Consider the following 18413-nt stretch of genomic DNA (forward strand, 5'->3'; position numbering starts at 1 on the left):
GCCATGCTCTACCTCACACCGTATCGGCGGGCCGGTCGGAGGCGACGTCGGCGGCGGAGCCGGCGTCGAGGGTCGTGCCGGTGCTCGCCCGACCGTAGTCCCGACCGGCCCGGACCGCTCTACCAGGTTCCCGCTACGCCGGGTTCTCGTTCAGGATCTCGTCCAGGCCGAGCGCGCGCAGGACGTTCCCCGCTGCCGACACGACCCGGGCACTTCCGACGATCGGTGCGATGGCGGTGGTCACACCCTGCGCGTCGGCGGCGGTGAGGCCTGCCTCCTTGGCAGCGGCGAGATTCATCAGGTAGGAGACGGGCGCCGAGTCCAGGGCGATAAGCGCCGCCAAGCGCACGAGATGGTAGGTGCGCTCGTCCAGGCCTGACCGCTCGAGTGTGTTCAAGTGCATCTGCACGATCTCTTCGAAAACCGGCGCATCGCCCTGCGCGATCGCGCCGAGCGTCCGCTCAGGAGCCTGTGTCGCCATTGTTCTCTCCTTTGTTCTGACCGATTGCATCTCAACGATATTTTCCTATGATTGGTTGCCCGGGACCGGCAAGCCGCAAACATGCAACGCCGACAGATCAAGGCGACGAAGCCGAATTTCGACATTTTTCCAGAATTTCGCGGCGCCACATCCCCGGCTCGCCTGCAGACAGATTTCTGCTTCACTCCTCTCCGGGAAGGGCGCGGCGCGGGACCGTGATGGCGGCCTCGCAGGCAAAAGCGGGAGGAACTGCGCCATGGTCGAAAATGCTGGCCGCGACGTCGACGGCCCCGCGCGTTCGGACGGCGGGCGCCCCCTGTCCGTCGGGGAGCGTGCGGAGTACGAGCGGCTGCGCAGCGCGGCAACGGTGCGGCACGACCGGCTACGGACCGCCGGGGCGTCCGTCCTGCTCCTGGTAGCCGCTCTGCTGGCGCCACTCGGCGTGGTTGCCGCCTGGGCAGACACGACGGTCTCCGACACTGACCGGTACGTGGAGACCGTCGCCCCGCTTGCCACCGATCCCGCGGTGCAGAACATGGTGATCGACCGTCTGACCAACCGGGTCGTCAGTAACGTCAACGCCGATCAGGTCGCCGCGTCGCTCGCCGACGCCGTCGCAAAAACCGGTGCTCCCCCCATTGTCGTGGACCACACCGACGCGCTGGCCGGCGCGCTCAAGGCCGCTCTGACCAGCGCGGTTCATCAGGTGGTTCAGGGGGTGGTCACCAGTGACCAGTTCCCCCAGGTATGGGAAAATGCGAACCGCCGGGCACACGCCGCAGTGGTGAAGGTCCTCACCGGTGAGGGAGGTCGCGCGGTCCAGGCGAAGGACGACACGATCGTGTTGGACATCGGCCCGATCGTCGACAGTGTGCAGAATCGGCTGGTCGACGCCGGCTTCGAGAAGGCCGGCAAGATTCCCGACGTCGACCGGCAGATCGTGCTGCTGCAGACCGACAAACTGACCAGGGCTCGGGATGTCATGCGTCTGCTCGGCATCCTCGGTCTCTGGCTGCCGGTTGCCGTTGTGGCACTCGCCGCGCTGGGCGTGTGGCTGGCGCCCTCGCACCGCGCCGGGCTCATGGCCGCGGGCATCGGGATCGGCGTGATGATGGTCGTGCTGCTGGTGGGGCTGGCTGTCACACGCCAGATCTATCTGGACTCCGTCCCGCCCGACGCCCAGCCTCGGGATGCGGCAGCAGCCATCTACGACACTCTCGTCCGTTTCCTGCGGAACAGCGCGCTCACCGGGCTGACCATAGCCGTCATCATCGTGGTCGCCGGATATCTCTACGGGCCGGGACGCGGCGCACGCGCCATCCGCTCCGGTGCCGCCCACGCCACCGGCGCCACCGGTCGGGCCATAGCCCGCGTGGGTCTGCGCACCGGCGGCCCGGGACGCTTGTTGGACAGGCACCGCCGCCTCACCAGCGGGATCGTCATCGGGGCAGGGGCTCTGGCCCTGGCGTTGTGGAACTCTCCGACCCCGTCATCGGTCGCCCTCGTCCTGCTGATAGTCGTCGTCGCCCTGGCCGCGCTGAGTGTCGTTGCCGCCGCCGCCACACCGAGCCCCGACGGCAGGCCCTCCGATGGCGCCGCGGCGCCGCCGGCCGCTCCGATCGGGCAGACGAAGCCCTGAGAACGATGACCGGGTCGGCTGTCAACCCACGCCGAGGCCGCATGGGCGGGGCTCATGCCGGCGACCGGCCGCCCGCGATGCGGATCAGCGCGGGGAACATCTCCCAGACACCCGGCCGCACGGTCGGGACCCCGGGCGCGTGCAGCGGAATCCGAACGCGCACAGCCGCCGGAAGCGAGCGCAGCTCCAGCGGTGGCGGCAGGCACAGCGCCTCCCCGTCCACGCCGACGCTGACCGGTCGCGCGGAGTCGACCCGCATCGTGGGGCTGGTCCACTGGTGGAAACCACGGAACCGGCTGATGGCACCCACGGACTCGAGCGCGACGAGTACGGGTAGGTCGCGGGCGCGATCGACGCGCAATGCCACCATGCCAAGCCGGCCGCCGTCGAGCCGGGGCCGGGTGCCGAAACCACCAAGGCTGTGCAGTTGGTAGGCGTTGTTGGACACGAGCAGAACGTCCGCGGTCGATCCGGCGCGACCGTCCGGGCCGGTGAAGCGAAGATCCGGCGGAGCGCGGTCCAGGCCCAGAAGGTCAGGCAGCCTCGCGGCCGCCGTTCCCACCTTGGCGTCACGGTAGCTGTCGGACTGCACGATCTCGGCGTAGACGCCCAACGAGACGTTGTTGACGAACACGCGGTCACCGAGCTGACCGAGGTCAACGCGCTGCTCGACAGCCAGGTCGAACGCGTCGAGCGCCCCCGCGACATCCTTCCGATCGAGGCCGAGGTCAAGGGCGAAGTGGTTACGAGTACCGGCTGGGACACAGACGAAGGCCATCCCGCGCCGCCGCGCCACGTCGGCGACGACCGCCTGCGAACCATCGCCACCCGCCATGCCCACCACGTCGGCTCCGCGGTCGGCGACGTCCTCGGCGAGGGAGCGCAGATCAGCGCCTGGCGTGAGGGTCACGACCGCGATCCCGCGCCGGGCGGCCTCCTGGGCGAGATTGTGGCGGTCGGCGGCGCCGCCCCCGGAGCGCGGGTTCACCAGCAGGACACCGCGGCGGGCGGCTCCAACCATGATCCCTTTCGGCCGGTGCCACCCGAAGGCTCCGCGCGCCGCGGTTCCCGACGTGACGAGCAGGCACACGGTGACCAGCACGGTGGTCAGGCCGACCACCCCCGCGAAGACGATCAGGCCGCCGAGCGCGAAGGCCGCCACGACAGCCGCGCTCAGGCGGCGCAGCCCCCGTCCGACCAGCGCCGTCCAGCCCGCTACCAACGCGATCGTCACAGCGGCGACCGAAACCGGCAGGGCAATCGGCCGGTCGATCAGCCGGGCGACAATGACCGCGACCGCCGCGGTGAAGCTCACCAACGCCACTGAAGCCGCCGCCCGCCGGGATCGGGACACCGGTGCTCCCGCACGCCGCCCCGACCGGCGAACCATCCCGGAACGCACGATTTCCCATCCTTCCGCGCTTCATGACAGCACCGCCGCGATCAGGTCCTCCTGACGGCGCGCACCACCCAGCTCTCGGTGTTCACCAGGAAGAAAGCCACCCCGTCCTCAACCACCCAACCAGTTCCCGGCCACGGAGAAGATCGGCGAGAGCATAAAAGGAAACACCGGCCCACAGAAAGACGGAAAGCATGTCCCGGAAGGCGCCGAACATCGACTGGTCACAAGCCCGGAAGTAACCTGCCATCCCGTTTCCCACCAACCTCTCGCGGCTTTATCTCCATCATCCCAGCCGAAACTATCGTGGGCAACTCGATCAGGAGCGGATGTCTGCTGCCAGCCGGGCGGTCCAGCCCGCTCACGCGAGACGGCGACACTCCGGCCGCGTCGACGGACCGGAAGGACTTGTCGTCGGGTTTCTGTGGCAGACCAGTCATACTGACCCTGCGTGGAGATGTTCCAGCCATCTCATACCGCGGACGGGGAGAGGTTTCCGGGATGCGACCAATGGCGGGAACTGCCGCGGAGTGGGCGGCGACTCAGGTCGCGGGGGTGCGCGATCACCCCCGGGGGCGGATGGCGCTTCTGTCACGCACCTATCACGGACCGGTCGGGCGCGCGCCGCGACACCTGCCTTTCCGGAGAGCGGCGATGTCGTTCATGTACTGGCAGATCGAGCGGGGGGTGCTCAATCCTCCGGACGCAGACCCTCCAGGGAGCCGGTGGTGGCGGGAGGTCAATGACCGGCTGCTGCGCGACGGTTGTGAGGCCATGGCGCGCTCGGGTGGCCTGCGGGGGGAGCAGTCCTCGCCGGCGATCGACCTGTGGTCGGCGTTCATCAGTGCACCGACCTCCTGGAGCTGGTACCGCGCCCACAACGCGAGCATCGTCTCCGCCTACCTGGACAACCGTGATCTCGCCGAGTTGGAGTCAACGACCGAGCGCTTCTTTCTCAACGTCGTCCTGCTCCGTGTTCTGTATGCGCACGCGCTGGTCGCGGCGCCGCGGCTGTCGCTGGGCCGGCTCGCTGTCCTGGGCCGGGCCCTTGGGGATCCGCGGCTCGGGATGGCGGGAATATTCCTCTCGCTCGGCCGGGTCCTTCCCGACCGCTACCCACCCGACGCGGATCTGCAGGTTTACCTCGCGGATGAGCATGGTCTCGGGCGGATACTCGACTACGGCGTGATCCAGCCGCGGCTTCAGCAGTTGTACGAGTGGTCCGCACTGGAACTCGGTCTTCCCGGGCTACGCGGCCTCATACGGGACGGCAACCCGACCTACGCGTGGTCCTACGAAGAACGACACGTCTGGGCATCCGGCCACGCGTCGCTGCCGGTGCGCGTTCTGCGACGGGCGACGTCGCCACGGTGAACGAGGGCCCCGGCGCGCAGCGACGATTCCGCCGCCGGGGTCACCACGGGTTCGATCCCGGTCCCGTGGTGACCCGGCCGCGCGCACCTGTGGGTTCAGGGTTCTGCGAGCATATGAACGCGCCTCCGGACGGCATGCCTCACCCGCGAGCCGAGTCGATGCTCGCAGCGTTGTGAGCACGCTCGTGCCGCCGTGGATGATGCACCGTTCAATGCTGAGCTCGGTCTGGCGCCCCTACTGGTCCCTTGACTGGGGAGGAGGTTTCGCCGCGGGTGCCGAGTACGGCGGTGATGGCTTCACCGCAGAGGGTCCGCACCAGCTCCAGGTCGGCGGTGCCGGGTTGGGTGAGCGAGAGCGCGGCGACACCGCGGGCCATTCCCGTGATCATGGTGGCGCCGGCGTCGGCGTCGATGTCGTCCCGGATCGATCCGTCCCGCTGGCCGGCGCGGATCGTGTCGGCGAGCTGCTCGTGCGTCTGCCGGTCCGCCTCGAGGACGGTCGGTAGCGGTGACTCCGCGGGAAAGGTCGCACCCCACAGGACGACGACGGCGCGCTCCTCCGGGGAATCCGCTGTGGTGAAGACCTGGAGGTAGGTCTCGATGGTCGCCCGCAGCACCTCGAGGCTGGAGAGCTCGTCGATGCGTTGGTGCGCCTGCCTGAGCGCCTCCCTGGTCGCCTCCAGCGTCCGTTCGTGCGCCCGCTCGGCGAGCCGGGTGATCAGGACGTCCTTCGACCCGAAGTGATAGGCGGGCATCGCACGGCTGATCCCGGCGCGGGCGCCGATGCTGCGCAGTGACGCGCGCTCGAGCCCACGCTCCGCGATCAGCTCGGCGGCGGCCCGCAGCACCGCCTCCTCGGAGGCCGCGCGCCGCTCCGCCTGGGTCCGCCTCGCCCCGTTGGCCGCCGTCACGGTCCGTCACTTTATGAATCTGTCAGTCGACTGTCAAGTATTGACTTGCCTGTCGGCTGACAGATAACTATGAAGCTCACTTCGTTGCGAGGAGACGTTGACGTGCCACGTGCGATCGTGTTCAAGGGTGACGAGACCTGGGAGCTTCGAGAGGTCCCGAAGCCGGCGTTAAGGCCGGGATGCGCGGTGCTGCGGGTCGAGGCGGTCGGCATCTGTCACAGCGATGTCGACCAGTTCAGGGGGCACGCGCCGGTGCCGTCGGGTGGGGTGTTCCCCGCCGTTCCCGGTCACGAGATCGTCGGTCGGATCGACGAGATCACACCGGAGGCGCAGGCGCAGTTCGGCGTCCGGGAAGGCGACCGGGTCGGGGTCCGTTCAGTGGTGCGTGGACCAACCGGGAGCAGGGTTTACGGGTTCGACTTTCCTCTTGATGAGGGATCCGGACTCTTCGGCGGCTATGCCGACTACATGGAGCTCGTGCCCGGCTCGGAGGTCCACCGGCTTCGCGACGACCTGCCGGCGACCGAGTTGACGGTCTACGAGTGCCTGACCAACGCGATCACCTGGATCCGGTCCGTGCAGCCCGGCCAGACTCTGGTGGTGGAGGGCCCTGGCCACATGGGGCTGGCCGCGATCGTCGGCGCCCGCGCGGCCGGCGCCGGAACGATCATCGTGACCGGGCTGGCCGGCGACCGGCTCCGACTCGACACCGCGCTCAAGGTCGGCGCGGATCACGCCATCGATGTGGAGAACGAGGACGTGGTCGCCCGCGTCGCCGAGATCACCGGTGGAGCGATGGCGGACGTCGTCCTCGACGCCGCGTCAGGCAACCCGGTGACGCTGAAGACCGCCATGCGGATCGCCCGGACCGGCGCCACGATCGTCGCGGCCGGGATGAAGGACCGGCTTCTCGACGGATTCGACGTCAGTCAGATCCCGCTGCGTCACCTGACCATCGCGCCCGGCGGCGGCCTCGACCTGGCCGGCGCCTGCACAATGATCAACGAGGGGAAGGTGCCCACCGGCGTGCTCCACGGCGCGTCGTTCCCGCTGGAACAGTTCGAAGACGCGCTGGCGCTGGCCGATCGACGCGTGCCCGGCCAGGACGCGGTACGCGTTTCCCTCCAGGTGGCCTGAGCGACAGCCACGCACGTCCCTGTCGAGATATCCCGCGACCCGCGCCGCCCCCGCGACGCCGTCGGCTCCGGCACGGCAGAGCCCTGCCACCACAGAAAGAAGGCGAAACCGATGGAAAGCTTGGGTATCGAGTTTCTCAGCGTCTTCGGAATGCCACCGGTGGACTTCGTCTCCCTGGCCGCCGACCTCGGCTGCCGGCACATTTCCACCGGCCTGGAATCCAATCCGTACAGCTCACTGGGCTACCCTCCCTTCTCGTTACGCGAGGACGCCCCGCTGCGACGGAACATGATCGCGGCGATGCGTGACCGCGACATCTCCATCTCGCTCGGCGAGGGTATGAACGTCCGCGCGGGCTCCGATGTCCGCGACCGGGTTCCCGATCTTGAGCTTATGGCGGAGCTGGGTGTCCGACGAGTCAACACCGTCTCCCTCGATCCCGATCCGGACCGCAGCGTGCAGCAGTTCGGACTTCTCGCCGAGCTGGCGGCGTCGTTCGGTATGGAGACGACCATCGAGCCGGGCCCGGGCCTGACAATCGGAGATCTACCGACGGCGCTCCACGCCATCCGCCAGGTCGGGCGGCCGGACTTCCGTCTCCTCATCGACACGATGCACATCATCCGGTCCGGTTCCACTCCCGACGACATCGCGGCACTGGACTCCGACATCGTCGGCTACATCCAGCTCAGCGACGCGCCGCTGGTTCCCGCCACCTCCGACTACATGACGGAGGCGATGTTCGAGCGGATGGTGCCGGGCACGGGTGAGCTGCCGTTGCTCGACCTGCTCACGGCGCTGCCCCGCGACCGGGTGATCGGACTCGAGGTACCGGTTCGCTCACAGGCAGAAGCCGGCGTCAGCCCCCATGACCGGCTCGCCCGGTGCGTCGAGGCGACTCGCGGCCTCCTGGCCCGGCTGTAGTTCGTTCTGGCCGCCAACCAGCCCCGGCTGAACCTCACCAGCCGCTACCGCGCACGGTGTGGGATCCGTTGCGACGTCGCCCCCGCACGCGAACGCCCAGGCAATCCGCGGTTCCTAGGGTCATCACGGTAACCGGACTACGCAGCCGACCGGAGGAACGATGACCACGACGTTGGATCCGATTCCGACTGCCACCACCGCACCGTCGACTGGTGGACTGATCCGGGGGCGATGGCTGGAGGACTGGCGTCCCGAGGACGAGCGGTTCTGGGACGGAGGAGGCCGGGCGGTCGCCAGGCGCAACCTGCTCGTGTCGGTGTTCTCCGAGCACATCGGGTTCTCGATCTGGTCACTGTGGTCGGTGTTCGTGCTGTTCCTCGGCCCGAATTACGGGATCTCCGCTGACCCGAAGCAGGCCGCCGCCGAGAAGTTCATGTTGACGATAGTGCCGACCGCGATCGGTTCCGCTGTGCGGCTGCCGTACACGTTCGCCGTCGCGAAGTTCGGCGGACGCAACTGGACGGTCATCTCGGCAGCGCTTCTGCTCGTCCCACTGATCGCCACCGGGATCGCGTTGAAGCCCGGGACGAGCTACGCGACGCTGCTGATCCTGGCCGCACTGGCCGGCGTCGGGGGCGGGAACTTCGCCTCGTCCATGACCAACATCAACTCCTTCTTTCCGCAACGGCTCAAGGGCGCGGCGCTCGGGCTCAACGCCGGCGGGGGCAACATCGGGGTCGCGACTGTCCAGTTGATCGGATTGCTCGTCATCGCGACCGCGGGGAAGGATCATCCGCGGGTCCTGGTCGCGATCTACCTGCCGTTGGTGGTGATCGCGATCGCGGCGGCCGCGCTGCTACAGGACAACATCACCAACGTGCGGAACGAGAAGCGGGCGATGCGCGACGCCTGTGCCGACGTGCACACCTGGCTGATCTCGCTGCTCTACATCGGGACGTTCGGCTCGTTCATCGGCTTCGGCTTCGCGTTCGGGCAGGTGCTGTCCAACGAGTTCGGCTCCCATTTCCTCTCCACGGCAACGGGCAGGGTCGACCCGGTGAAGGTCATGTATCTGACGTTCCTCGGGCCGCTGACCGGCTCGCTCGTCCGCCCGGTCGGCGGCTGGCTGGCCGACCGCCTCGGCGGTGCGCGGACGACGCTGTGGAACTTCGCCGCGATGGCGGCGGCCGGCATCGTCGTGCTCGTCGCCTCGGAACAGGGCTCGCTGCCGCTGTTCCTCGTCGGGTTCATGGCGCTGTTCGTCTTCAGCGGGATCGGCAACGGCTCGGTCTACAAGATGATCCCGGCGGTGTTCCGGCTACGCATGGGCGGAGACCAGGAGGCGCGGCGCATCGCGAACGCCGTGATCGGCATTGCCGGCGCGATCGGCGCCTTCGGCGGTGTGCTCGTCAACATCGCGTTCCGCCAGTCGTTCCTGAGCAGCGGCAACGGCGACGCGGCCTACGTCGGCTTCATCGCCTTCTACGCACTCTGCCTCGCGGTCACCTGGGCCGTCTATGTCCGTCCGTCCGAGAATCGCGCCGCCGGCATCTGAGACACCGGGATGGCCTGGACACCGGGACAACCTGGACGCCGAGACGGCCTAGAGGCACCCGGAGGAGGCGGATACCGGCTCACAGTCGAGCCGGTATCCGCGCTTCACCACGGTCCGGATGAGGGCGGGGTCGCCGAGCGACGTACGCAGGCGGCCCACGGCGACCTCGAGCGCGTGCTCGTCGGTCGTGCCGGTCAGGTTGAGCAGGTCCGCCCGGGAGACGACATAGCCAGGCCTGGCCGCCAGGGCGCGCAGCAGGGTCATCGAGGCGGCGGGCAGCGCGACGAGCACACCGTCGACGGCCACGGCGTGGCCGCGGACGTCCAGCGCGCGCTCGCCGACGCGCAGTCGCAGGCCACGCCGGATGGGCACCTGCTCCACGATCTCCCGGACAAGCGCGCCCAGACGTCCCCGCGACGGGATCACGCACGGAATCCCAGCCCGCCCGAGGGGAGCGGCCGTCACCGGGCCGACGCAGGCGGCGACAACCGGGCCGCGCATCGCCTCCACGACGGCGGATCGCAGCGCCATCTCGTCGGCTGTCTGCAGGAAGCTCGCGGCGGCGGGCGCGCTCGTGAACGCGACCGCGTCCAGCGACCGTGCCGCGACGCACTCCACCACGCGGCGGACGGGAGCCATGTCCTGCGCCGGGACCCACCGGTAGACGGGAATCTCGATGACCTCGGCGCCGGCCGCGCGCAGCGTCTGGAGCATGTCCGGCAGTGGCTCGCCGTGCAGCTGCACCGCGATCCGCTTGCCGTCCAGGCCGCCGTGGGCGGTCAGGTGTGACATGACCTCGGAGGATGACTCCGACTCGGGTGACCACGCCTCACGCAGCCCGGTCGCCCGGATCGCACCGCGCGCCTTCGGCCCGCGTGCCAGCAGGTCCGCCGACTCGAACGCCGCGACCAGCCGGTCGGCGAGACCCCACGTCTCGGCCGCGTCGACCCAGCCCCGGAAGCCGATTCCGGTGGTGGCGACGACGACGTCCACGGGTGCGGCGATGCAGCGTTCGGTGGCCTCCCGCAGCCGGGCGTCGTCCGCGAGCGGCACGATGCGTATCGCGGGGGCGTAGACGACCTTGGCGCCGCGTCGCTCCAGAGCCGCGCCGAACTCCTCACGCCGGCGCGCCGCGGTGAGCGCGACCGTGTAACCGGCGAGCGGCTCGACGGGCGCCGTCACCGGGCCGGAGTCGGTCACCGTGACGCTCGCCCGGCTTCCGTCCCGACGTGGACCTCCACGTAACCGTCACGTTCCCGCACCGGGTAGGTCGGGATGACGACGCCGTCCGAGTCGAGGCAGCGACCAGTGCGCAGGTCGAAGACCTGCTTGTGAAGTGGGGAGGCGACAGTGGGAGTCTCTCCCCGGGAGCCCACGATGCCCCGGGAGAGCACGAAGGCTCCGGTGAACGGATCCTGGTTGCCGACGGCGAAGAGCGCGCCGTCGTAGGTCCGGAAGATCGCGACCTGGACGTCACCGAGCAGAGCGGCGACGCCCCGCTCGACGGGGAGGTCGCGGGAGCCGCAGACGCTGTCCCACACGTCGGTCTCCACGGCCTTCGCGGCCTCCACGGCCTCCATGGCCTCCACGGTCCTCACGACACCACCTCCAGGGTCGGGCCGGCGATCAGCGGTTTGATCTGGCCGCGCTCGGGCGCCCACTGGATGGACGGGTCCGGCACCTCCGGTGCGTTCACGAAACTGACGAACCGCCTGAGCCGCTCGGGGTCGGCCAGGGTGTCGGCCCACTCGTCAGAGTAGTGCGCGACGTGCGATTCCATGGCGGCGTCCAGTTCGGCGCAGATGCCGAGGCTGTCGTCGACGAGCACGCCGCGCAGGTACGCCAGTCCGTCCTGACCGTCCGCGGACAGCGACTCGACCCAGGTGGACGTCCGCTGCAGACGGTCGGCGGTCCGGACGTAGAACATGATGAACCGGTCGATGGCCCTGACGAGGGTCCCGGTGTCGACCGAGGTGAGGAACAGGTCGGCGTGCCGCGGGCGCGCTCCCCCGTTGCCGCCGACGTAGAGGTTCCAGCCGGCATCCGTGGCGATCACGCCGATGTCCTTGCCCTGCGCCTCGGCACATTCGCGGGCGCAGCCGCTGACACCAGCCTTGATCTTGTGGGGGCCTCGGATGCCGCGGTAGCGCAGTTCGAGGTCTATGGCGAGGCCGGCCGAGTCCTGGACACCGTAGCGGCACCACGTCGAGCCGACGCAGCTCTTCACGGTCCGCATCGCCTTCCCGTAGGCGTGGCCGGACTCCATCCCGGCGTCGACCAGACGCCTCCAGATCAGCGGCAGCTGCTCGACCCGCGCCCCGAACAGGTCGACGCGCTGCCCTCCGGTGATCTTCACGTAGAGACCGAAGTCACGGGCCACCTCGCCGATGACGATCAGCTTCTCCGGCGTGATCTCCCCGCCCGGGACGCGGGGCACCACCGAGTAGGTGCCGTTCTTCTGGAGGTTCGCAAGGAAATGGTCGTTGGTGTCCTGCAGGGCGGCCTGTTCTCCGTCCAGGACGTAGCCGTGCCCCAGGCTGGCCAGGATCGAGGCCACGGCGGGCTTGCACGTGTCGCAGCCGCGGCCACGTCCGTGCCGCTGGACGAGCTCGGTGAAGGTGCCGATCCGTTGACTGCGGGCGATCTCGAAGAGCTCGGCCCGGGTGACGTCGAAGTGCTCGCACAGCCCCGTGCCGACCTCGACGCCGGCCTCGGCCAGCAGTGGCTTGAGCAGGGCCACGCAGGATCCGCAGGTCGTGCCGGCCCGCGTACACGCCTTGATCCCCGCGACGTCGGTGAGACCGTGCTCGACGATCGAGTCCAGGATCGCGCCCTTGGAGACGTCGTTGCAGGAGCAGATCTGCGCCTCGCGAGGCAGGGCCCCCGCGTCGAGGTCGACTCCGCCGGTCGGGGCGATCATCGCGACGGGGTCCGCCGGGAGCCGCCGCCCGACCAGAGGGCGCAGTGCCGCATAACGGCTCGCGTCACCCACGAGGATGCCGCCGAGCAGCGTGCTGGCGTCGTCGGAGACGACGATCTTGGCGTAGGTGTTCTCCACCGCGTTCTCGACTCGGACCTCCAGCGCACCCGCCGTGGCCGCGAGGGCGTCACCGAAGCTGGCGACGTCGACACCGAGCAGCTTGAGCTTCGTGCTCAGGTCCGCGCCGGTGAACGTGGCGTCCCGGCCGAGCAGCTGCTCGGCGACCACGGAGGCCATGTCGTAGCCCGGGGCGACCAGGCCGTACACATGACCGTCGACGACGGCGCACTCCCCGATGGCATAGATGGACTCGTCGGTCGTGCGGCACCGTGCGTCCACCGCGACGCCGCCGCGCGGCCCGACAGCAAGGCCACACTCACGCGCCAACTGGTCGCGGGGACGGATGCCGGCGGAGAAGACGACGACGTCCAGGTCGAGCTCGGTGCCGTTGGCCAGGGTGGCGAGCAGCCGTCCGCCGCTGGGCTCGACGGCGGCCACGGACGTCGCCGTGTGGACGGTGACGCCGAGGCGCTCGATCAGTCGGCGGAGCACCGCGCCGCCGGGCTCGTCCACCTGCAGCGGCATCAGCCGCGGCGCCAGCTCCACCACGTGCGGGCTCATGCCGAGCAGGCGCAGCGCCCGCGCCGCCTCGAGCCCGAGCAGCCCACCGCCGACGACCAGCCCGGCCCGGCGGCCACGCGTGTGTTCGGCCGCGGCCGCGGCAGCGGCGCGGATGGCGTCCAGGTCGTCGAGGGTCCGGTAGACGAAGCAGCCGTCCAGGTCCCTGCCCGGGACCGGGGGGACGAACGGGTACGAGCCGGTGGCCAGCACGAGGACGTCGTAGTCGAGGGTGCGACCGCGGCTGGTGGTGACGGTCGAGGCGGCCCGGTCGATCGCCGCGACGGACTCGTCCAGATGCAGCGTCGCGTGCGGGCTGTCGTAGGTGCCCGCGGCCACGAGGTCCAGTTCGGCGGCGCTCACTCCGTCGAAGTAGGACGAGAGCGCGACGCGATCGTACGCACGGCGCGGCTCCTCGCCCACCACGGTGATCGAGAACCGGCCCCCGGTGTCGCGTTGCCGCAGTGTCTCCACGAACCGCTGGCCGACCATACCGTTACCGACGACGACGACGTGCTTCCGGCGGGTTGCGGGCATGAAGCAGTCCCCTCTCCGCTCTGGGTTGGTGCCACCTTGACCACCGCGAGTTATCCCGGGCGGTCGGCACGGTTACTTCGCCGAAACGGATTGCTCGCCACGCGCCGTCCGCCGTGGTGAGGGGACGGTTGCGCGACCGCAACCCGACACGCGAGCCCGGGTAACCCGGCTCTGGAACCGTCGCACTGTGCCAGCGCCGCCCATCACCCCACCCACAGGACACCGCAGAGTGCACCTGGTGCTTCGGTGACCACGAAGGTCGCGCTGGACCGGGTCCGCACCGTGTGCGCGTACTGCGGTGTCGGCTGCGGGATCGTCCTCGAGGTCGACCGCGGTGGGGACACCCCGCGGGTCGTCCGTTCCACAGGGGATCCCGATCATCCGGTGAACCGTGGCCGACTGTGCACCAAGGGCGCGACCACAGCCGAAATGCTCAACGCGCCCGGACGGCTCACCACCGCGCTCGCCCGGGCCGGCCGCGACGAGGAGCCGGCCCCGGTCGACGTCGACACGGCGCTCGACCTCGCCGCCGCCCGCCTCGCGGCGCTGCGCGACGAACACGGCCCGGACGCCATCGGCATCTACACCTCCGGCCAGCTGAGCATCGAGGCGCAATACCTGATCACCAAGCTCGCCAAGGGCTTCCTGCGCACCCAGTACCAGGAGTGCAACAGCCGGCTGTGCATGGCCAGCGCCGCCTCGGGCTACAAGCTCAGCCTAGGAGCGGACGCTCCCCCCGGCAGCTACGACGACTTCGACCACGCCGACGTGTTCCTCGTCATCGGCGCGAACATGGCCGACTGCCACCCGATCCTGTTCCTGCGGATGATGGATCGCGTCAGGGCCGGCGCGAAGCTCATCGTGGTCGACCCCCGCCGGACGGCGACGGCGGACAAGGCCGATCTGTTCCTCCAGCTCCGGCCGGGCACGGACATCGCACTGCTCAACGGACTGCTTCACCTGCTGCACGCCTCCGGCGCGGTCGACGAGTCGTTCGTCGCCGCCCACACCGAGGGCTGGGCCGCCATGCCCGACCTCCTCGCCGGCTACGACCCGGTTACCGTCGCCGACATCACCGGCGTCCCGGAGGACGACCTGCGCACCGCCGCGGCACTCATCGCGGCCGCCGGGAACTGGATGAGCTGCTGGACGATGGGACTCAACCAGTCCACCCACGGCACCTGGAACACCAACGCCCTGATCAACCTCCACCTCGCGACCGGCGCGATCTGCCGCACCGGGAGCGGGCCGTTCTCGCTCACCGGACAGCCCAACGCGATGGGCGGCCGCGAGATGGGTTACATGGGGCCGGGCCTACCCGGGCAGAGGTCGCTCCTGGATCCCGCCGACCGCGCGCACATCGAGCAGCTCTGGGGCCTGCCGGCGGACACGATCCGCGCGGACCACGGCAACGGCACGATCGGAATGTTCGAGCAGATGTCGACCGGGGCGATCAAGGCAGCATGGATCATCTGCACCAACCCGGTCGCCACCGTAGCGAACCGCCGCACCGTCATCGAAGGCCTGGAGACGGCCGAGTTCGTCCTCGTCCACGAGGCCTTCACCGAAACGGAGACCACCGGTTACGCCGACGTCGTCCTGCCCGCGGCCGTCTGGGCGGAGACGGCCGGCGTGATGGTGAACTCCGAACGGAATCTCACCCTCACCCAGCCCGCGGCGGACCCGCCCGGCCAGGCACGCGCCGACTGGCAGCTCATCGCCGGGATCGCCGCCCGTCTGGGATATGCCGACCACTTCACCTACAACAGTGCGCAGGAAGTGTTCGACGAGCTGCGTCAGGCGTGGAATCCGGTGACCGGATGGGACCTACGCGGCATCACCCACGACAGACTGCGGGACGGGCCGATGCAGTGGCCCGCGCCGCCAGGCGCCGGCGCTCGCAACCCGATCCGTTACCTGACCGACGACGGCCCACGGTTCCCGACTCCGTCCGGGAGGGCGAAGTTCTGGCCGCGGCCGCACGTCGACCCGCGGGAGATGCCCGACGAGCAGTACCCCTATCTCCTCAACACGGGCCGCCTCCAGCACCAGTGGCACACCCTGACCAAGACCGGGCGCGTCGGGCGACTCAACAAGCTCAACCCGGCCCCGTTCATCGAGATTCACCCGGACGACGCCGCGGCACTCGGAATCTCCGAAGGGGACCAGGTGGAGGTCGCCTCGCGGCGAGGGCGCGCCGTCCTGCCCGCCGCCGTCACCGACCGGGTCCAGCCGGGCAACTGCTTCGCCCCGTTCCACTGGAACGACATGTTCGGCGAGTACCTCGCGGTGAACGCCACGACCTCCGACGCGGTCGATCCTGTCTCCCTGCAGCCCGGGTTCAAGGCCAGTGCCGTCGCGCTCACGCGCGTCCACACGCCCACGACGGCCCAGCCTCCGCCCACCGTCACGAACGACGTACTTCCGGCGGACAACGTGGCCTCCGCCCTTCAGGCGGGCGACGTGGCCTCCGCCGCACCCGTCGCGAGACTGCTCGGGCTCGCCGGGACGGCCGCCCCGGCGCTGAACGACGACGAGAGCACCTATCTGGCTGGCTTCGTGGCTGGTCTGGGCATCGATCTCGCGCGCGGACCGCTCACCTCGGTACCCACGCTCCCGCCGTCGGCACCAGTCACCGCGCGGACGGCCCTGTGGGTGAACGGCGTACTGGCCGGTCTCTGGTCACGCCTTCCGGCCGAAGGACACGAGATCTCGTCGGGGACAGGCGAGCGCAGGGTGCTGCTCGGCTGGGCCTCCCAGACCGGCAACGCGGAACGGGTCGCCGAACAGGCCGAGGCGAGGCTGACCGAGTCCGGCGCCGTCGTCACCAGGCTGTCCCTCAACGAGATCGACCACATCGCCCCGCGCACCGACCTCGTGGTCGTCACGAGCACCTTCGGCGACGGGGAGTCCCCCGACAACGGCTCCGAATTCCTGGCGAGGCTGCGAGCTCGCTCGATGCCGCTCGACGACGTCCGCTTCAGCGTGATCGCCCTCGGTGACAGCAGCTACAGCGACTTCTGCGGCCACGGTCGGCGTATCGACGAGCTGCTCGCCGAACTCGGCGGACTGCGCCTGGCCGACCGGGTCGACTGCGAGCCGGATTTCGACGAGGCGGCCCAGGCCTGGCTCGACCGGGTGCTTGCCGCTCGCGCAGGGGCCTCCCCCGCCAGACCCGAGCCTGCGCCTGCGCCTGCGACGGTGTCGCGGCCCTCGGGCGCGTCCCGGGCCCCGCGGGTGAGCGAGACGCACCGGGTGATCCTGGCGGGCAACCGACTGCTCAGCGGCGCGGGTTCAGCCAAGGAGGTTCGCGAGTTCCTGATCGACCTGGGGGACAGCGACCTCACTTACGAGACCGGTGACGCCCTCGTCCTGCGGCCCAGCAATCGCGCCGAGCTGGTCGACGAATGGCTCAGCACGACAGGTCTGCGCGGCGACACGATCGTCGAACTGCCCCAGTTCGGCCAGACAGAGCTCGCCGTCGCCCTACGCGACCATCTTGAGATCGCGAAGCCATCCCGCGCGTTTCTCGCCTTCGTGGCTGAGCGCAGCGGCTCACGCCACCTCCAACGTCTGCTGCGCGGCGACCGTGCGGATCTTGACGGGTGGCTGTGGGGACGGCAGACCGTGGATGTGATCGCCGAGACCGGCACGCACGCCTCCGCGCAGGAGTGGTGCGAGCTCCTCAGGCCCCTACGTGAACGCCGGTACTCGATCTCGTCGTCGGCTGAGGTCTCGCCTCGGCGGATTCGGACGCTTGTGTCCGTGGTGCGCTACGACGCACCCTCGGGCGCGGCACGCACCGGCGTGGCGTCAGCGTTCCTCGCCGATGCTCCGGCCGGTACGCCAATACAGGTCGCCGTCGCCCGCTCCTCGGGATTCGCCCCACCGTCCGACCCGGAGACGCCGATGATCATGATCGGCCCGGGCACCGGGCTGGCCCCGTTCCTCGCCTTCCTGGACACGCGCCGGGCCCGCGGTCACACCGGTCGCAACTGGCTCTTCTTCGGCGAGCAACGCAAGGCGACCGACTTCTACTACAGCGATGAGCTTGCCGAGTTCGCGCGGTCGGGACTGCTGACCCGACTCGACACGGCCTTCTCCCGCGACCAGCGAGCCAAGATCTACGTGCAGGATCGCATGCGCGAGCGAGGCGCGCGGCTGTGGCGCTGGCTGCGCGAGGGCGCCGTGGTCTACGTGTGCGGAGATGCGGCGCGGATGGCCAAGGACGTCGACACCGCTCTGCGCGACGTCGTGGTGAACCACGGGGATATGAGCGCCGGACAGGCCGGCGACTATCTCCGACAGCTCACCGCCGACGCGCGCTACCTTCGCGACGTCTACTGACAACAGTCGACTGGCGCGGGATCGTGCTGTCGGTCATGTCCCCAAGCGTAGGGACCGGACGGATCGTCAGTACCTTCGGAAGGCGTCGATCCCTGATTCATGACCTGCGCGAACTGCTGCCGGTAGGTCGTCGTGATCCACAGGCTCTCGATGGCGAAATCCGCGCGCTCCAACCCGTCCGCCTGCTTCACCCACCGGAACGCGACGGAGCTCGTCTCCGGGGCGGCGGTGCTGCGGAATGTTCCGTGGACCGTCCCAGGCTCCTCATTCGGCCTGGTCGGCAGGATCTTGAACGTGGTGACCTGGGCGAGAGCATCCGCGAAGAACCGCCCGGCCACCTGCGTGAACAGCTCGGTCAGCTGCTTCCTCTGTTCCGGATTCGCGATCCTCCACGGTTGGCCGACCGCTGCCCGTGGATGGTTCGACCGGGCGACGGCGGCCACAAAGCTCGTCGACGGCCAGATAATATTTCTGGATCGTCTGGACGCACACCTACTGTGGCATTAGGGTCA

13 protein-coding genes are annotated in these 18413 nt (G+C 69.5%); 6 read left to right on the forward strand and 7 right to left on the reverse strand.

What is annotated here, in order from left to right; translation table 11 throughout:
- Window positions 1–133 precede the first annotated feature (133 nt).
- Window positions 134–481, reverse strand: a complete 348-nt coding sequence (locus E0504_RS46810; protein ID WP_071064698.1) for a carboxymuconolactone decarboxylase family protein — start codon at window positions 479–481, stop codon at window positions 134–136.
- 256 nt (window positions 482–737) lie between these two features.
- On the opposite strand from E0504_RS46810, the gene E0504_RS46815 reads away from it, so the two are divergent.
- Window positions 738–2120, forward strand: coding sequence for a hypothetical protein (locus E0504_RS46815; RefSeq protein WP_131627734.1), 1383 nt, complete (start codon window positions 738–740; stop codon window positions 2118–2120).
- A gap of 52 nt (window positions 2121–2172) precedes the next feature.
- Here E0504_RS46815 and E0504_RS46820 read toward each other — a convergent pair whose 3' ends face one another.
- Window positions 2173–3474, reverse strand: a complete 1302-nt coding sequence (locus E0504_RS46820) for a diacylglycerol kinase family protein (RefSeq protein ID WP_112107613.1) — start codon at window positions 3472–3474, stop codon at window positions 2173–2175.
- A gap of 546 nt (window positions 3475–4020) precedes the next feature.
- Here E0504_RS46820 and E0504_RS46825 point away from each other — a divergent pair.
- Window positions 4021–4893, forward strand: coding sequence for a hypothetical protein (locus tag E0504_RS46825; protein WP_112107612.1), 873 nt, complete (start codon window positions 4021–4023; stop codon window positions 4891–4893).
- A 208-nt stretch (window positions 4894–5101) separates the two neighbouring features.
- Here the strand turns inward: E0504_RS46825 and E0504_RS46830 are convergent, their stop codons facing one another.
- On the reverse strand, window positions 5102–5803 hold the full coding sequence (locus tag E0504_RS46830) for a TetR/AcrR family transcriptional regulator (protein WP_112107611.1): 702 nt from the start codon (window positions 5801–5803) through the stop codon (window positions 5102–5104).
- A gap of 102 nt (window positions 5804–5905) precedes the next feature.
- On the opposite strand from E0504_RS46830, the gene E0504_RS46835 reads away from it, so the two are divergent.
- The 3 genes from E0504_RS46835 (at window position 5906) to E0504_RS46845 (ending at window position 9419) form a co-directional block, all read left to right on the forward strand.
- Window positions 5906–6940 carry a zinc-binding dehydrogenase gene (locus E0504_RS46835; protein WP_112107610.1) on the forward strand — a complete coding sequence of 345 codons (1035 nt, stop codon included), beginning with the start codon at window positions 5906–5908 and terminating at the stop codon, window positions 6938–6940.
- 111 nt (window positions 6941–7051) lie between these two features.
- On the forward strand, window positions 7052–7864 hold the full coding sequence (locus tag E0504_RS46840; protein ID WP_112107609.1) for a sugar phosphate isomerase/epimerase: 813 nt from the start codon (window positions 7052–7054) through the stop codon (window positions 7862–7864).
- A gap of 160 nt (window positions 7865–8024) precedes the next feature.
- Window positions 8025–9419 carry a NarK/NasA family nitrate transporter gene (locus E0504_RS46845; protein WP_112107608.1) on the forward strand — a complete coding sequence of 465 codons (1395 nt, stop codon included), beginning with the start codon at window positions 8025–8027 and terminating at the stop codon, window positions 9417–9419.
- 48 nt (window positions 9420–9467) lie between these two features.
- Here the strand turns inward: E0504_RS46845 and E0504_RS46850 are convergent, their stop codons facing one another.
- Genes E0504_RS46850 through nirB form a run of 3 tightly spaced genes read right to left on the reverse strand, consistent with a single transcriptional unit; the run spans window position 9468 to window position 13554 of the window.
- The gene (locus E0504_RS46850; RefSeq protein ID WP_131627736.1) at window positions 9468–10619 is read right to left on the reverse strand and encodes a uroporphyrinogen-III synthase; all 1152 of its coding nucleotides are present in this window, start codon (window positions 10617–10619) and stop codon (window positions 9468–9470) included.
- Entirely contained in the window at window positions 10616–10999 is a 384-nt protein-coding gene (gene nirD / locus E0504_RS46855; RefSeq protein WP_165938853.1) for a nitrite reductase small subunit NirD, read from the reverse strand. The genes E0504_RS46850 and nirD overlap by 4 nt, the downstream gene beginning before the upstream one ends.
- A 14-nt stretch (window positions 11000–11013) precedes the next feature.
- Window positions 11014–13554, reverse strand: a complete 2541-nt coding sequence (nirB, locus tag E0504_RS46860) for a nitrite reductase large subunit NirB (RefSeq protein WP_112107605.1) — start codon at window positions 13552–13554, stop codon at window positions 11014–11016.
- 246 nt (window positions 13555–13800) lie between these two features.
- On the opposite strand from nirB, the gene E0504_RS46865 reads away from it, so the two are divergent.
- Entirely contained in the window at window positions 13801–17901 is a 4101-nt protein-coding gene (locus E0504_RS46865; RefSeq protein ID WP_112107604.1) for a bifunctional nitrate reductase/sulfite reductase flavoprotein subunit alpha, read from the forward strand.
- Here E0504_RS46865 and E0504_RS46870 read toward each other — a convergent pair.
- Window positions 17895–18344 carry an ABC transporter substrate-binding protein gene (locus E0504_RS46870; protein ID WP_160144307.1) on the reverse strand — a complete coding sequence of 150 codons (450 nt, stop codon included), beginning with the start codon at window positions 18342–18344 and terminating at the stop codon, window positions 17895–17897. The two genes, E0504_RS46865 and E0504_RS46870, sit on opposite strands and share 7 nt — an antisense overlap.
- Window positions 18345–18413 lie beyond the last annotated feature (69 nt).

Source organism: Parafrankia sp. BMG5.11, assembly GCF_004337455.1.

Bases quoted from the DNA above. Each gene is read 5' to 3' on its own strand.
- E0504_RS46810 (WP_071064698.1), bottom strand. From the start codon at position 481: ATGGCGACACAGGCTCCTGAGCGGACGCTCGGCGCGATCGCGCAGGGC.
- E0504_RS46815 (WP_131627734.1), top strand. From the start codon at position 738: ATGGTCGAAAATGCTGGCCGCGACGTCGACGGCCCCGCGCGTTCGGAC.
- E0504_RS46825 (WP_112107612.1), top strand. From the start codon at position 4,021: ATGCGACCAATGGCGGGAACTGCCGCGGAGTGGGCGGCGACTCAGGTC.
- E0504_RS46840 (WP_112107609.1), top strand. From the start codon at position 7,052: ATGGAAAGCTTGGGTATCGAGTTTCTCAGCGTCTTCGGAATGCCACCG.
- E0504_RS46845 (WP_112107608.1), top strand. From the start codon at position 8,025: ATGACCACGACGTTGGATCCGATTCCGACTGCCACCACCGCACCGTCG.
- nirD (WP_165938853.1), bottom strand. From the start codon at position 10,999: ATGGAGGCCGTGGAGGCCGCGAAGGCCGTGGAGACCGACGTGTGGGAC.
- nirB (WP_112107605.1), bottom strand. From the start codon at position 13,554: ATGCCCGCAACCCGCCGGAAGCACGTCGTCGTCGTCGGTAACGGTATG.